At 63.7% G+C, this 16,061-nt stretch carries 11 protein-coding genes; 8 read left to right on the top strand and 3 right to left on the bottom strand.

Annotated features, from left to right (window positions below; genetic code table 11):
- Positions 1-392: 392 nt before the first annotated feature.
- Positions 393-1,610: a non-hydrolyzing UDP-N-acetylglucosamine 2-epimerase gene (wecB, locus tag WS61_RS18030; protein ID WP_059502028.1), complete on the bottom strand. Its 1,218-nt coding sequence runs from the start codon at positions 1,608-1,610 to the stop codon at positions 393-395.
- A 1,184-nt stretch (positions 1,611-2,794) separates the two neighbouring features.
- On the opposite strand from wecB, the gene WS61_RS18025 reads away from it, so the two are divergent.
- From WS61_RS18025 to glmS, 7 genes are all read left to right on the top strand, one after another.
- Complete coding sequence (locus tag WS61_RS18025) at positions 2,795-4,357, top strand: glycosyltransferase family 2 protein (protein ID WP_059502026.1); 1,563 nt, start codon at positions 2,795-2,797, stop codon at positions 4,355-4,357.
- A gap of 3 nt (positions 4,358-4,360) precedes the next feature.
- Positions 4,361-5,356: a polymer-forming cytoskeletal protein gene (locus tag WS61_RS18020; RefSeq protein WP_059502024.1), complete on the top strand. Its 996-nt coding sequence runs from the start codon at positions 4,361-4,363 to the stop codon at positions 5,354-5,356.
- Positions 5,357-5,366: 10 nt separating this feature from the next.
- Complete coding sequence (locus WS61_RS18015; RefSeq protein WP_059502022.1) at positions 5,367-6,380, top strand: YaiO family outer membrane beta-barrel protein; 1,014 nt, start codon at positions 5,367-5,369, stop codon at positions 6,378-6,380.
- Positions 6,381-6,393: 13 nt separating this feature from the next.
- Positions 6,394-7,164 carry a hypothetical protein gene (locus tag WS61_RS18010; protein WP_059502020.1) on the top strand — a complete coding sequence of 257 codons (771 nt, stop codon included), beginning with the start codon at positions 6,394-6,396 and terminating at the stop codon, positions 7,162-7,164.
- A 333-nt stretch (positions 7,165-7,497) separates the two neighbouring features.
- Complete coding sequence (locus WS61_RS18005) at positions 7,498-9,636, top strand: hypothetical protein (RefSeq protein ID WP_059502018.1); 2,139 nt, start codon at positions 7,498-7,500, stop codon at positions 9,634-9,636.
- Between the two features lie 92 nt (positions 9,637-9,728).
- Positions 9,729-10,817 (top strand): hypothetical protein, encoded by a 1,089-nt coding sequence (locus WS61_RS18000; protein WP_059502015.1) that lies wholly within the window; start codon positions 9,729-9,731, stop codon positions 10,815-10,817.
- Between the two features lie 49 nt (positions 10,818-10,866).
- Entirely contained in the window at positions 10,867-12,684 is a 1,818-nt protein-coding gene (glmS, locus tag WS61_RS17995; RefSeq protein ID WP_059502013.1) for a glutamine--fructose-6-phosphate transaminase (isomerizing), read from the top strand.
- A gap of 197 nt (positions 12,685-12,881) precedes the next feature.
- Here glmS and WS61_RS33685 read toward each other — a convergent pair whose 3' ends face one another.
- Together WS61_RS33685 and WS61_RS34925 are read right to left on the bottom strand one after the other, a co-directional pair.
- Entirely contained in the window at positions 12,882-13,442 is a 561-nt protein-coding gene (locus WS61_RS33685) for an imm11 family protein (RefSeq protein WP_095211772.1), read from the bottom strand.
- Between the two features lie 44 nt (positions 13,443-13,486).
- The gene (locus tag WS61_RS34925) at positions 13,487-14,113 is read right to left on the bottom strand and encodes a hypothetical protein (protein WP_157692751.1); all 627 of its coding nucleotides are present in this window, start codon (positions 14,111-14,113) and stop codon (positions 13,487-13,489) included.
- 253 nt (positions 14,114-14,366) lie between these two features.
- Here WS61_RS34925 and WS61_RS17985 point away from each other — a divergent pair.
- Positions 14,367-15,523, top strand: a protein-coding gene (locus WS61_RS17985; protein WP_218921210.1) for an IS3 family transposase whose coding sequence is annotated in 2 segments (ribosomal slippage) — positions 14,367-14,631 and positions 14,631-15,523 — 1,158 coding nt in all. Because the reading frame shifts where the segments join, the coding sequence is not laid out codon by codon here.
- Positions 15,524-16,061 lie beyond the last annotated feature (538 nt).

The following is a 16,061-nucleotide window of genomic DNA, read 5'->3' as shown; positions in this document are numbered from 1 at the left end:
GGCTCACGTTCCGGACGATCAGGCAGGCGTGGCGCCGTTTCGTCGACCGTGTCGCGTGCAGGCACGGTCGGGCAGATGCCGCGAACGCCGCTGTCGGCCGGTTGCCTGCGCAACCTTTCAATCTCACTCCGGCCAGCCGTTCGTCCGCATGGATCGCCGTCCGCATTATCGAGCCATTTCGGATTCGGCGTCGGATCGGCGCGATTCGGGCTTTTCAGGCAAACGGGGAGAAAGCACGCCCCGGAACGGGACGTGTCGGTGGCGTGACTTTGAATGCGTCGGGGAAATTCGCTTCGGGTCGTCACGTGCGAGCATCGGCCCGACCTAACGGCCGGACCGGATGCGCGACGTCCACACCGAAGGCGCCCGAGCAGGCTACCGTGCGCTCCGTGTCACGGCGACCGCAACGCCTGCAACCCGAGCGTGAGCGCGTTGAACGGCATCTCCGTGGCGCCCATCGAGAAACTCGTCGTCTTCGTGGGCGCCCCGGGCGTACGCATCAGCGCATGAACGATCCGCTCGCTCGCATGGCCGTCGCCGTATGGATTGCTCGCATGCGACATTTCCTCGTACGCGCTCTCGCTGTCGAACAGCCGCGACGCCTCCCAGACGATCCTGTCCCGATCGGTGCCGACGAGCCGCGCGGTGCCGGCCTGAATCGCCTCGGGCCGCTCCGTTGTCTCGCGCGTGACGAGCACCGGCTTGCCGAGCGCCGGCCCTTCTTCCTGAATGCCACCCGAATCCGTGATGATGAAATAAGCACGCGACATCAGGAATACGAACGAAAGATATTCCTGCGGCTCGATCAGGTAAATATTGGGAATATCGCCGAGCCGTGCGCGCGCCGGCTCCCGCACGTTCGGGTTCAGGTGCAGCGGATAGACGAACTGCGCATCGCGATAGCGGTTCGCCAGCGTGCACAGCGCATCGCAGAAATGCCGGAACGGTTCGCCGAAACTTTCCCGGCGGTGGCCGGTGATCAGCACGACGCGCCGCGACGGTTCGAGAAACGGGAAGTACGCGGCGATCCTGTCCGACAGCGCGGCGGTGCGATCCAGCATGCGCTTGACCTCGTGCAACGCATCGATCACGGTATTGCCGGTCAGCGACACCGCGCCGCCCGGCACGCCCTCGCTCAACAGGTTGTCGCGCGCCAGCCCGGTCGGCGCGAAATGCCATGACGACACCGCATCGGTCACGCGGCGATTCAGCTCCTCCGGCCACGGCGACCAGATGTCGCCGCTGCGCAAGCCAGCCTCCACGTGACCGACCGGCAGATAGCGATAGAACGCCGCCAGGCTCACCGCGAGCGTGGTCGTCGTATCGCCGTGTACCAATACGACGTCCGGCCGAAATTCGTCGAAGACCATGCCGATCGCCTGAAGAATGCCGGTCGTCACGTCGGTCAGCGTCTGGCCTTGCCGCATCAGGTTGAGATCGTAGTCGGGCTTGATGTCGAACAGCGTCAGCACCTGGTCGAGCATTTCCCGATGCTGCGCGGTCACGCATACCCGGGCGTCGACATCCGTCTGCGCCTTCAGCGCGCGCACCAGCGGTGCCATCTTGATGGCCTCCGGCCGGGTCCCGAACACAAGCAAGATCTTCTTCATCGTTATCCTCGTTTTAGCCGCTTCGTGCCCGGCGATCCTGCACACGGCGCGAAGCATGTATTCGGGCGGCGCATCCCGTACTCGCATGCGATCGACACGCGGCGGTGCTGCGGGGCGAGCGCGCTGCCTCGTCCGCGCGGTCCGGGCCGCGTGAATCGTCGTGCTACCGGCGTCCCGTCGTATCGAAGCGATCACGTCATGAGCCGTTCCTCGCTGTGTCGAGCGTCAAGTCCCCCCAATACAGCAATATTCAAACCAGCCGGCCCGCATCCCGGCCCGCTTCGTTCCACGGCCATCGCGTGCGGACGGCGCGGTGCGGAATGTTTCACAACTGCTACGGCCCCTCGCATCGCCGGTTCGACGCGACGACGACGAACGGCCGGACGCTCGCACGATCCGTCTGACGACGTCGTCCGATGAATCGCACGTGCATGTCGAGTACCCGTGACGAAGCGAATCGCGTATACCTTTCGACGCGCTTTGCGTCGCCTCGATTCGCCACTTTCGTCTGTGCAGTGCGCGGCACGCACCCGAGCGTCGACTACCGTTGCACGCACAGGATTTCCTGCCACCCGACGGGGCTTGCGTCACACGAATCGCGGTTGTGGGAAATGTTGCGAATCTGTAACGCCGAGCCGAAACCGGCAAATACATCGGAGTCCGGTCCATTCGTCTCATGTGACGGCGGTTCCCGTTTCGACCGCTCGACCGACCCGCACACGATGCACGACGCACGGCGATCAATCACGCCAAGCCGCACCCGGCACGGCAACATCGACAGGCCGGACGACCCGGTCGCCGCGCGCCCTGCTCGCTGCGTGCGATCGGCCGTCGGGGGCGAACGCAACGCGCGCACGCTGATTCGTCGATGAATCAAAACGCGTCGACTGCACGTCTGCCGCATCCGTTCCCCGTGCGTGGCCCCTTGCTGCGCGGGGCATCGCGGCAGATGGCTCACGCCTTGCTTAACGTCAGACGGGTGGGTCCCGAAACACTCGCATGGCAGCAGACAGACGGGGACGCCACAGCAACGAAGCCGGGAGGCGACGCCACGCGTCCGTCCGGGGGCAACCGATCACCGCCCCAGTGCGACGAATGCGCGACCGCTTCCCATTGACATCCGCGCGATCCACGGAGCGCCTTCAGCTCTCATCGGTCGTCGTTGCGGGCACGGGGACCAGAACATGAAGCAAACGCGGATGGCGTCACTCTGCGAGCAAGGCATCCTGCTGCTGATCGTGCTTGCCTGCTCGCTGATCGTGCGCGACACCGCATCGCGGGCGATCGCCGAACCGGCCGGGCTCGACTTGCCCGCCGCGACCGCCACCAACGCCGCGCCCGCCCGGATCGCGATGGAGCGCACCGCGCTCGGCAGCGCGACGCTCCCGTTCGCCGCACCGGCGTCGCCCGATCCCGATGCGTCGCGCGCGCCGCCGCCCGCCGCCACGCCAGACCTCGCGTTCGATCCCGAACTGCTGCTGATGCCGTGCGTCGCGTATCTGTGGCTGTTCACGCTGTTGACGTGCGGGTATGCCGCACGGCATTACGTATTCAGCCTCGACCGCCTGTTCAAGCCGCAGCGCGCGCCCTACCGGACGATGACGCACGGCGATTGGCCGCGGCTCACGGTCTTCGTCGCCGCCCACAACGAGGAAACCGTCATCGTCGATTGCCTGATGGCGCTGCTGGCCACGACCTATCCGCGCGACCGGCTGACGATCGTCCCGGTCAACGATCGCTCGACCGACAACACGCGCGCATTGATCGACGAAGTCCGGGCACTCGCGCCCGAGCTGATCCGGCCGTTTCACCGCGATACCGGCAAGCCGGGCAAGGCAGCCGCGCTGAAGGACGCGCTGCGCTTCATCCGCGGCGACATCATGGTGGTATTCGACGCCGACTACCTGCCGCGTCCGGGGCTGCTGAAGGAACTGGTCGCGCCGTTCTTCGATCCGGAAGTCGGCGCGGTGATGGGCCGCGTCGTGCCGCAGAACGCCGACAGCAACCTGCTGGCGCGGCTGCTCGATCTCGAGCGCGCGGGCGGCTACCAGGTCAATCAGCAAGCCCGCAACAATCTCAACCTGGTGCCGCAGTACGGCGGCACAGTCGGCGGCATTCGCAAGAGCGCGCTCGACGCCGTGGGCGGCTGGTGCGACGACACGCTCGCCGAAGATACCGACATGACCTACCGCCTGTTGCTGAGCGACTGGCGCACGGTCTATCTGAACCACGCCGAATGTTACGAGGAAGTGCCGGAGCGCTGGGCCGTCCGCGCCCGGCAACTGACGCGCTGGGCGAAGGGCCACAACCAGACGATGCTGCGCCATCTGGTCCCGGTGCTGCGCAATCCGCTGATCTCGCGACGCTGCCGGCTCGACGGCGCGCTGCTGCTCGGCGTGTTCGCGATGCCGGCGCTGCTCGCGCTCGCATGGAGCGCCGCGCTCGCGCTCTACCTGTTCAACGACGTCAACTCGACCGCCCTCGGCCTGCTCCTGTCGCTGTTCGCGCTGTTCTCGTTCAGCACCTTCGGCAACTTCGGCGTGTTCTTCGAGATCGTCGTCGCCGCACGGCTCGACGGCCGCTCGACGCGCCTGCGGCTCGTGCCGGTCAACGTCGTCGGCTTTTGCGTGACGATTGCGGCGGTCGTCTCCGCACTCTGGGGACTCGCGCTCGACGCCGCGTTCCGCCGCGAACTGAAATGGGACAAGACCGAGCGTTTTCGCCGGCAGTTGAAACCGGAGCGATGAGCGATGACGACCTTCAATGTGATGGTGCCGGTGGCCGGCGTGCTCACCCTGCCGTTCCTGCCGATGCTGCATGAACTGATCCGGCGCAGCGACGTCGCGGCGCTGCCGATCGGCGACGGGCCGTTCGTCGATCAGGCGCTGCTCGCCGCGCGCTGGCACGACGCGCTGCGCGCGCACGTGGCCGGCACGCCACCGGCGGATGCGTCCGTCGCGCCGCCGTGGCAAGCGCTCGGGCTGGCTGTCGAGCATGACGAGACGATCCATGTCGCACGCGACGCGCATCGCGACGACGTGCTCTACGCCAGCCGCGCGATCACGCTCGACGATGGCGCACGCGCGGCATACGCGTTCGCCGACGAGCACATCGACATCCGCGCCGGCGCGACGATCGGCACGCTCGCGCATGCGCCGCTGATCGACGTCGACGACGCGGTGCTCCGTGGCGTCGTGGTCGGCGACACATTGCGCCTGCGCGGCGCCGGCGGCTTCGCGTGCCTGTATGGCGAGCCGATCGTCTTCGGCGCGGCGCCCCGCGCGCGACCCGCGGACACACCGCCCGCCCCGCGCCGCGCGGTCTCGCTCACCCGCCACTTCGCATCGCTGCCGCATCGCTTCCTGCACGGTCGTTACCTGCTGCCGTGCGACGTTCGCCTGCCCGCGCACACGGTCGTGCAAGGCAACCTGATCGTCGAAGGGACGCTCGTACTCGGCGAAGGCTGCGTGCTGCGCGGCAGCGTCAAGGCGCATCGCGTCGAACTCGAACGTCACGCGTTGCTGCATGGCGCGGTATTCGCGCGCGACGACGTGTTGCTCGCCAACGCGAGCTGCATCGACGGCGTCGTATCGGCCGGCGGCCTGCTTCGGCTGACGGGTGCGCGCATCGGCGTCGCCGGTCATCCGGTCAGTGCGTGTGCGCGCGACGTCTCGGTCGTCAATCATGCCTGCGTGCATGGCGATCTCGTTGCATGGCGCAGCGGTTGGTTCCACACATCCCGTTAAGGAGCGCCTCATGTCCGATCGCCCCAGCCATCGCGGCCCGCGCGTGCCGGTTGCCACCCTCGCGATGCTGTGCGGCGTCGCCTTCGGCGCGCCCGCGGCGCTGGCGGCGCAGCCGGACGATGAGGTCGCCATGCCGACCGTGCAACCTCCGCTCCCCACGACCGTCATCACGCCACGGCAGCGCGACGAATCGATGTTCGTGCGCGTGGACGCCGAAGGCCTGCCGGACGGTGTGCCGCTCGCCGAGTTCACGCCCGAGGATACGAACCGGCCGCCGCTGCCCGATGCAGTCGTCACACATGTGCAGGCGCCGCAGGCGTCCCACACCGAATTGTCGCTCGGCTATTCGAGCGCACACCTGACGCACGGCTACGGCGACTGGTACGGTGTGCACCTGCGCGGCGTCTATCAGGATGGCGGGCGCACCGTGCTCGGCGAACTGGCGCAATTGCACCGCTTCGGCGAGAACACGCAGCTCGGTGCGCTGACCTACGTGCAGGACCTCGGCCCCGACTGGTTCGGCGGAATCGGCTTTTCCGGCACCACGTCGGGCACGATCCTGCCGAGTGCCCGCGTCGACGTGTCGATCAATCGCAAGCTATTGTCCGATCGTTCGCTGGTCGTGTCGCTCGGCGCCGGCTACGCATGGAACCGCAGCGGCCACCGCGATCAGCTCTATCACGCCGGCGTGATCTGGTATGCATTGCCGAAGTGGATTTTCGAGGCGGGCGCGAACTATACGGTCGATTCGCCCGGATCGGTGAAGGCGCCCGCCTACTACGGCGCCGTCACCTACGGCGAAGTCGGCAAGAGCGTGATCGTGCTGCGCGGCGGCGTCGGCCGCGAAGCGTACCAGGTCACCGGTTCAGGCACGCAGATCGCCGATTTCCGCAGCCACGAGATCACCGCGAAATGGCGCTACTGGTTCACGCGCAAGTGGGGGACGCAACTCGAATTCGTCTATTACCACAACCCGTACTACTCACGAATCGGCGGCGAACTCAGCGTCTTCTATCGCTGGTAACCGGGCGGGCGCCATGCACACGCATCCCGTCCGTCCTCCCGTCGATCGTTCGCTGCGCACCCACGCGCACCCGCAACGCTGGCTCTTGTCGATCGCGCTGCTGACGCCCGCGCTGTACGCGTCGCTGTGGTTCGGATTGCCGCTCGCGTGGCGCTACTGGCGCGCGGTCATGGCGTGGGGCGCGCAGCAGATCGATCCGGCACTTCATGTGATCGTGATCGGCTATCCGCCCGATGCGCCGCGCGTGCCGCTGCTGTCGATCGACGTCGCCGCCCGCTGGCCGGGCGGCATCCTGCTCGCCGCCACCGCCGCGCTCTGTGCGACCGGCTTCGCCGCATCTTTCATCCGGCGGACGAACTGGTTGCCCGTTGCATATCTGTTACGTATCGCGAGCTTTACCCAACTGCTGATTTGCGCGTACTTCTGGCTCGCGCCCGGCACGTTCCCGTATGTCCCGCAACTGCATCTGCGCGACATGTTCGTGCTGCACGGCGCAGCGATCGCGCTGGTTCCGCTGGTCATGGCCGCGCTGTACTACCCGCTCGATTTCTCGCTGCCGCAAAAAGCCGTCGCATCGCTGCTGGTGCTCGGCTACTTCGTGTTCGCGCTGCCATTCGTGATGCTGCTGCACGCGACGATCATCCATCACGGCTCGCTGCTGTTCCTGCCGTTCTGCTATTTCCTGCTCGGCGGCCCGCTGCTGATCGGCCTGCTGGTGACGCTCTATACCTACTGTGCAAGCTGGCCCGGCGCGCTGACGCACGATCGCGATTCCGTCTGCTGATAGCGCGTCCAAACGCACCGTATCAGCGATGAAACGATTCCGCCGTGTTTCCGAACGCGCCGCGCGACCCGCATCGCAGGAAGCCAGCAGGACCGGGCTTCCTGCGCCAATGGCACGTTGTTCGCTTCTTTCAAAACGTCGCATCGAGTCCTCTCACCGGCGAAGGCTGCGCGGCAGACCGGCGCATTGGCGCAATCCGGCCGGCGTCTACACGCACCGCTCGATACCCGACGAACCGGACAGCCGCACACACCTACGGGGCTGGATTGGTCGACCTGGCGACACCGCATCCCGGCTGCCGCACGCCCCCATTCCTTGAGCGAGGAGCACACCATGTTGGCAAAGTCAGGCAAGTTCTTGCGGATCCTGTTCGCGCTGTTCGCGCTCGCGTTCGCATTCAGTCCAGGCGGCGCTCGGGCAGCCAGCAACCAGCTTCTCCTGTTGGTGCCCGACACGCTGACGCTGCCCGATTCGCGCGTGTCGGCATGGCTCGACAGTGCCCAGGAGGAAGGGTTGCAGATCAAGGTGATGACCGACAGCCAGTTCATGGCGGCCGGCGCGTCGCTGTCGCAGTATCCGGGCCTGATCCTGCCCGACCAGGTGCATACGACGGCCGACGACACGCTCGTGACGGCGATCCAGAACTATGCGCTGAACGGCGGCAAGGTGATGCTCGTCTACGATTTCGGCGTCCTGAACGCGGCCGGCTTCTACGTCAGCCCGAAATCGCGCTTCAGCAGCATGGTCGGTGTGGACTATGTGCTGTACGACCAATACGGCGGCAACATGATCGGCCTCGGCAACGTGACCGGCATGAGCAGCTGGCTGCGCACGCTCCAGGTGCCCCCCGGCAAGTCGATGGCATGGACCACGGCTTCGTCGTCCCCCACGACGGCGACCGCGCTCGCATCGACGAGCACCGCGGGCACGTCGACGAGTTCGACGTCGGGCAGCGCCCTGTTTCTGGCCGCCAGTCCGTCGAATCCGGGTGGCCTCGTCAATTACAACCACGGGGCATGGTTCCAGTACACGACGCCGCCCACGGGCAGCGGCGTGTTGAGCCAATCGCTTCCGAAGCTTACCGGCACCGTGACCGGCAAGCTGAAGAAGACCACGACGTATACCGCCAGCTCGCTCCTGAGCACGTCGACCGGCAAGAAGGCCAACACGCTCGCGTCGACGCTGGCCACCAGCACCGACACGCTCGAAGGCATCTCCGGTTACGTATACGGCTTTCTCACCTATCCGAGTTTCGTCACGCAGGGGACGTACACCGGCACGACGATCCTGACTTCACCGACCTTCGGGCTGGTGTCCGGCTACAACACGTACGGCAACGGCGGCGTGCTGTTCGTCAACCTGCCGCTCGCCTACCTCGACGGCCAGACCGACGGCATGCTGATTCACGGCTACCTGCATTATTTCGGCACGCAGATGCTGAACCTGGCGTCGCTGTCGCCGCTGCCGAAGGCAATGCCGGGTCTCGTATTCAACTGGCACTTCTGCGCGGGCGACCAGATCCAGCCGGCGCTTTACCTGAAGAGCCTCGGCGTCTGGAACAACGGGCCGTTCTCGCTCGTCATCACGGCCGGCCCCGATGAAGCGACATTCGGCGACGGCAACGGCATCAACCTCGCCAACAACCCCACCGCGCAGAATCTCGTCAAGTATTTCGTGACCAAGGGCCAGCACGTCGGCAGCCACGGCGGCTGGATCCACGATTACTGGGGGGCGAATGCGAGCGAAACGAACGCGAGCACGTTCACGCAGTATCTGGTGATGAACCACCAGGCCGTTCAGGCCGCGACGGGCTTGCCCGATGTCGAGTATGCGGCGCCGGAAGGCAACACGCCGACCTGGTCGGTCAACTGGCTCGAAAGCAACGGCTTCAACGGCTACTACTTCACCGGCCACACCGGCTCGCCGCCGACCCGCGCATACCGCAACGGCGCACTGCTGAACCCGGGCCTGTGGGCATACCCGGTGATGCCGTTCGGCAAGTACGCGACGTTCGAGGAGTTCCAGCAGTACGCGGTGCCGACGAGCGACGTGAACAACTGGTACGCATCCTTGATGAACTTCGTCGTCGCGAACCGCACGAGCCGGCTGATCTACGCGCACCCGCTCGGTGCGTCGTCCTACACGTCGACGTTGTCCGCGATCTTCTCGCAAGCCAATACGCTGAAACTGATGGGTCAGTTCAGGTGGTACACGATGAGCGACATCACGATCTTCGACCGCGCGCGCCTGAACGTCACATGGTCGGCCACCGACACGGGCAGCGGCTGGACGTTCGCCGCCAGCCACCCGACCAGCCTCGCGAACATGACGTGGCTGCTGCCGAAGAAGGGCTTCGCACTGCCGTCGATCACGCAAGGCAGCGGCAGCGTCGTCATCACCGACGCGACCTACTGGCTCGTGACCGCGAACGGCGGCACCAGTCTCACGTTCACCAGCGCCAAGGTGCACTGAGCCGCGACATCGACACACCCGCCGGCGCGCGACGCGGCCAACGCCGCACCCGGCGGGATTTGCGCAGGACCACCGCGCAGGAGCCCCAAATCATGAACCGGCCCGCGCTTTTCCCGGCCGCACGCACGCGCGCGGCGGCCACCGCCCGGCTATGCCGCCGGTGGTGCGTCGCCTGCTGTGTCGCCGCATGCGGCGTCGCGCTGCATGCGAACGCTGCCGAACTCCAGCTCAACGGACTCTACCAGCGTCCCGACGGCGCGATCACCGTACGCCTGAACGGCTCCGGCATCGATCCTTATTTCGCGGCGAAGGCGCTGCTCGGCGCCGCCGATGCCGGGCTCGACGCCCATCAGGCCGCGCTCACATGGATCGCGTGGCTGTTGCCGCGCCAGCGTCCGGACGGCGGTTTCGATCGCTACTGCGTGAAGAACGGCCAGTACAGCGCCTGTGCCGAAGCCGACGCCGACGACGCGATGATGGCGACCTGGATCGAACTCCTCGCCCGCTTCGCGCCGCCCGACGGCCTGCCTGCCGCATGGGAACTCAGCCTCAATCGCGCAGGTGCGCATCTCGACACGCTGCTCGGCAAGCCCACCGGCGTTTACCAGATCTCGTCGACGCTGCACGTCGCGCTGCTGATGGACAACGTCGAGGTGCACAGCGCGTTCCGGGCGCTCGCGGCGTATTACGTCCGGCATGCCGATTACGCACGCGCCGGCCCGTGGAGCCAGCGCGCCGACCGGCTCGCGTCCGCGATCCTGAAGGTGTTCTGGCGCGGCATGCAGACTGGTTTTCGCGCGAGCACGCAGCGCATCAGCGACACGACGTTCTATCCAGCGAAAGTCGCACAAATCTTTCCGCTCCTGTCGGGTATTCAGGTTCCCGAACAATCGAACGAGACGATCTATGCGCAGTGGATGCAGAAGTACGGCAAGACCTGGCTTCAACTCGCCGGATCCGATTATCCGTGGGGCTTGATCGCACTGATCGCATTCAAGATGAACGACAGGAGCACGGTCGCGTGCTGGCATGCGCGATCGGGCCCGTACCGGCACGGCGCGCACTGGAACGTACTGGAGGAGGCGCTTTACCTGGCATTCGAAAGCCGGATGGCCGACCCGGTCGCGCCCGCTCAATGCGGCTTCACGACGGCGGCGACGACGGAGACCGCGTTGCGCTGATCCACGCGTGCGCACGGTCCGGGGACATCTACAGGAAAGGAGACGAGTCATGTGTGGCATCGTCGGCGCGGTCGCGCAACGGGATATCGTCCCGATTCTGATCGAGGGTCTGCGCCGCCTCGAATATCGCGGCTACGATTCATGCGGGGTGGCGACGGTCGTCGACGGCCAGGCACGCCGCGAGCGCAGCATGTCGCGCGTCGCCGATCTCGACGCCCACGTGCGCAGCGCCGGCCTGACCGGCAGCACCGGCATCGCGCACACCCGCTGGGCAACCCACGGCGCGCCCGCCACCTGCAATGCGCATCCGATCTTCTCGCGCGACGAAATCGCGCTGGTTCACAACGGCATCATCGAGAACCACGAAACGTTGCGCAAGCAACTTTCCGACGCACACTACGAGTTCGACGGTCAGACCGACACCGAAGTGGTCGCGCATCTGATCCACAGCAAGTATCGCGGCGACCTCCTCGCCGCCGTACGCGATGCGACCTCGCAACTGCACGGCGCCTATGCGATCGCGGTGTTCAGCAAGCATGAGCCGCAGCGGCTGATCGGCGCGCGAGCCGGCTCGCCGCTCGTCGTCGGCGTGAAGGACGGCGAATGCTTTCTCGCGTCCGACGCGCTCGCGCTCGCCGGCATCACCGACCGCTTCATCTTTCTCGAGGAAGGCGACATCGTCGAACTGACGCCGGGTGGCGTACGGGTGCTCGATCGCGCCGGCGCGCCGGTCGAACGCGCGATACAGACCGTTTCGTCCGCGCAAGGCGTGGTCGAACTCGGGCCATACCGGCACTTCATGCAGAAGGAAATCTTCGAGCAGCCGCAGGCCGTGGCCGCGACCATCCCCGATGCCGGGCTGTTCGATCCCGCAGTATTCGGCCCGGACGCCGCGCGCGCGTTCGAGCAGATCGACAACGTGCTGATCCTCGCGTGCGGCACGAGCCACTATTCCGGCCTGACTGCGCGCCGCTGGCTCGAAACGATCGCGCGCATCCCCGCGCAGGTCGAGATTGCGAGCGAATACCGCTACAGCGACGCGCTCGCGATGCCGAATACGCTGGTGGTCAGCGTGTCGCAATCCGGCGAGACCGCGGACACGCTCGCCGCGCTCAAGTATGCGCAGGCGCTCGGCCACATCGACACGCTGGCGATCTGCAACGTGCCGACCAGCGCGATGATGCGCCAGACCGGCTTGCGCTTCCTGACACGGGCCGGCCCGGAAATCGGCGTCGCGTCGACCAAGGCGTTCACGACGCAGCTCGTCGCGCTGTTCATTCTCGCCGTCACGCTCGGGCGGCTGCGCGGCTACGTCGACGACGCGCAGCTCGCGCGCTACACGATGCAGTTGCGGCGCCTGCCTGGCGCGCTCGAAGACGTGCTGGGGCTGGAGCCGCAGGTCGCACGCTGGGCCGCGGAATTCTCGCGACATGAAAACGCGCTGTTTCTCGGGCGCGGGCTGCACTACCCGATCGCGCTCGAAGGTGCGCTGAAGCTGAAGGAAATCTCGTATATCCACGCGGAAGCGTATCCGGCCGGCGAGCTGAAACACGGGCCCCTCGCGCTCGTCACGCATACGATGCCCGTCGCCACGATCGCGCCGAACGACGCGCTGCTCGAAAAGCTCAAGTCGAACATGCAGGAAGTGCGGGCCCGCGGCGGGCAGCTTTATGTGTTCGCGGACGCCGATACGCGGATCGACAACGGCGAAGGCGTGTCGGTGCTGCGAATGCCGGATTACTACGGGTTGTTGTCGCCGATTCTGCACGTCGTGCCGTTGCAGTTGCTCGCGTATCACGCGGCGTGCTTGCGGGGGGCGGATATCGACAAGCCGAGGAATCTGGCGAAATCGGTGACGGTGGAGTGATGGGCGGTTTGCCTCTCGCATTCGCTTCAACTGATCGAGTGACAACGTTGCTGCTCCGCTAAATTCTTTTCGTTGGCCTACCCGCGCATAGAGGCCAAGAAGCTGACCACCCCCAACGTATGATTCTCGCAACTTACTCTCGTGAGATCGAAGCAGCCTGCACCAGGCTCGGACCAGTCACACAGAGTTGCTAAACCCTATTTATCAGACTGAGAAATAATCCCGCTGAAATCGAACCCCTTTAGCCTATTTTGCTCTACAAGCTCTCTAAAACGCTCGGATACGAATACTGTAGCAGGACTTTCTTTTAGGCGAAATATATCAACCCCTTCAATTTGACTCTTCAGAAGAAATATTTTATTAAAAACCGTTGCCTGAGGATAGACTTTGAATTTTGATGCATCCATATCGACAGCATTCTCTATCACCCGGGTTACATGAAATCCGGACATGTCTTTTATCGGGGCATCGACCTGCAATATCTCCCCGCTGTCACGAAGTACCGGCTCCAATACATCCAGCGCCCTCTCACTAAACACGAGAAACGGAGATAGCATCGTATGAACGTCGCCAGTCTTTTTTCTGCGCGAAGTGCCCCACGTAAGCTTAACGGGGTCGTAGTCGCGGCCAAACCCTCGCCCACATAGAGTGGTTGCTCGTATAGCTACGCTCTTGTCATATGCGATTTCACAGTCATCATCGACTTGAACGAGAGGCTGAAATGCTTCATCCTGCCTCAAACCGTAAACGTCACTCACGCATTGCCTCACATCCAAATCATAGCGCCCAGATAAATAGCGGCCTACGGTGCCTCACCCCAAGGGTCATAGGAATAGCTTTCATCGATCAGCGAAAAATCAATACCTTTCAATGCGCATCGCTCCACTTCCGACTTAAACCCCTGACTACATACCAGCTCCATTGTTTCGGTACATCTAAAAAGATTGCCAGCACAGTCGTCGCGCGGAATGAAGGTTTTGATCCAACTATACATTGGAGTCCCTGGAAACAACTTATTCTCGGCGACCTCTTTTGTTTCCAGATCCCGGTCCTCGGAATAGTCCGACCTTTGTCGATCAAGCAGAGACTCATGATCTGCCGGCAAGAAAATTGAATACGCCTTATTACCCGCTGGCTTTCCACCCGCAACGATGCCAATGGGGACCGCCCTATATCTAACCCCCAATTTTTCACACGCAGCCAAAAACTCTTTTGACACGTAATTCGTTTGCGCTCCATAGAAATCGAAATCAATCGAAATCGATGGATCTGATAGCGTGAAAATATATTCATGCTTTACATCGACGCCAAACGGATCAGCCACATACATCGGCCACTCCCATTCATCACGGTTCAATTCTCCCGATAGGTATGGAGGGCAGCCTGGGTCTCCAGCGCGGTATTTAACAACAAAGAAACGTGCATTCATCAAAGTAACCTTCCCGTTATTGCATCAACCAAATATTTACCGGACTCCAATCCTTCTCTCGCCATATTTTGAATGCGCCCGACACCGAGCACAAGTTGCGTATCACTGAGACGGCCCGCCAGGAATTGTTGGTTAAGTTTCGTTAGCTCAGTTTCAATGGCCGCAGAGAGGTGGCCGTGCAAATTCGGACAGTCGGGTAAGTGGAATGCCCTGGGCCTGAGCCAGCGATAATGCAGGCAAAGGAACCGGAAAGATGACGAAGAGAAGCCGACGGACGCACTCAGCGGCGTTCAAAGCGAAAGTGGCCCTGGCGGCGGTCAAGGGCGAACGCACGCTGGCCGAACTGGCGCAGCAGTTCGATGTGCACCCGAATCAGATCACGGAGTGGAAGCGGCAACTGCAGGAGCGCGCGGCGGATGTGTTCGGTGCGGCCGGTCCACCGTCGAACGAGCCGCCGGTGGACGTGAAAACGCTGCACGCGAAGATCGGACAGTTGACGCTGGAGAATGATTTTTTGTCCGGAGCGCTCGGCAAAGCCGGACTGCTGAGCGCAAAGCGATGATTGACCGTACGCATGCGCTGCCGGTTTCGCGACAGACGCGACTGGTTGGCATCGCGAGATCGAGCGCGTATTACCGGGCGCAGCCCGTGAGCGAGGCGGATCAGTTGCTGATGCGGCGAATCGACGAACTGCACATGGAGTTTCCGTTTGCCGGAGCGCGGATGCTGGCGCGGCTGTTGCGCCGGGAAGGCCATGAGGTCGGCCGCCGCCGCGTGCGCACGCTGATGAAACGCATTGGCGTGGAAGCGCTGTACTGCAAGCCGGACACGAGCCGACGTAATGCACAGCACAAGATCTGGCCGTACCTGCTGCGCGGCATGAAAATCGCCCGGGCCAATCAGGCGTGGGCACTGGACACGACATACATTCCGATGGCGCGAGGCTTCGTGTACCTGACGGCGGTAGTGGATCGGTCAAGTCGCAAGGTGCTCTCGCACCGGGTAGCGATCACGCTGGAAGCAGTGCACGCTGTCGAGGCGCTCGAGGAAGCGTTCGCGCGCTACGGGCAGCCCGACATTGTGAACACCGATCAGGGCAGCCAATTCACGGCGAACGCGTTCACGGAAGCCGTATTGGGCCGAGGCATCCGGCTGTCGATGGACGGCAAGGGAAGCTGGCGCGACAACGTGTTCGTCGAACGGGTGTGGCGAAGCATCGAGTACGAAGAGGTCTACCTGAAAGCGTACGAGTCGGTCAGCCATGCCCGGCGCTCCATCGGCGAGTACATCAACTTGTACAACCGGAAACGGCCCCATTCGAGCCTGGCGGATCAGACGCCGGATGAGGCATACTTCGCGACGCTGCCTCGATCAAATCGGCAGCATGATTGCCTCGGACGCTCCACTTAAAAATCTCAGAAAACTGTCCGAACGAGCGAGGCCACCTCTCTCTTCGCTCTTGCCCGCGCGCAACTGCGAGAGTGATCTTCTGAATTCGGACCTCTCGTCCACCAGTGTTCGTGATCGATAGATGCCACTGCGCGTGCGGCGAACCAACCTCCTCATCCAGAACAATTCTGTCGAAGCACTCAACATCGAGTTTTGCGCGCTTGAACCAAAGCCGAACTGGAGGCAGTTGCGTAAGCAATAAGGCGATGAACGCCACCGCGAATTGCCAAAATCTGATGTCGCTGTAGAAGTGTTGATCGCTCACGGCTATCCTTTCTGCGAGAACTGTCCGATGCTGCCGTGAATAATACCTCGCGGGCGGTTTGCGGCTAGGCCCGAGCAACGATATCCATCAAATTTCGGCCCGGCAGTTTGAGCGGTGTGCGAACAGGAAGGTAGAATTCGCCACACTCTCGCCACAACGAGAGTACAGCAGACCCGTATCCGATCCCAACCAAGCGGTTAAGGCGAGATTGTAAGTACTTGAATAAGCGAAGAA

Origin of the sequence: Burkholderia sp. ABCPW 11, from assembly GCF_001523445.1 — a bacterium.
In the GTDB taxonomy this organism is placed as follows: Bacteria; Pseudomonadota; Gammaproteobacteria; order Burkholderiales; family Burkholderiaceae; genus Burkholderia.
The sequence above is the reverse complement of the archived record's forward strand: the minus strand, read 5'-3'. Positions and strand labels throughout refer to the sequence as shown.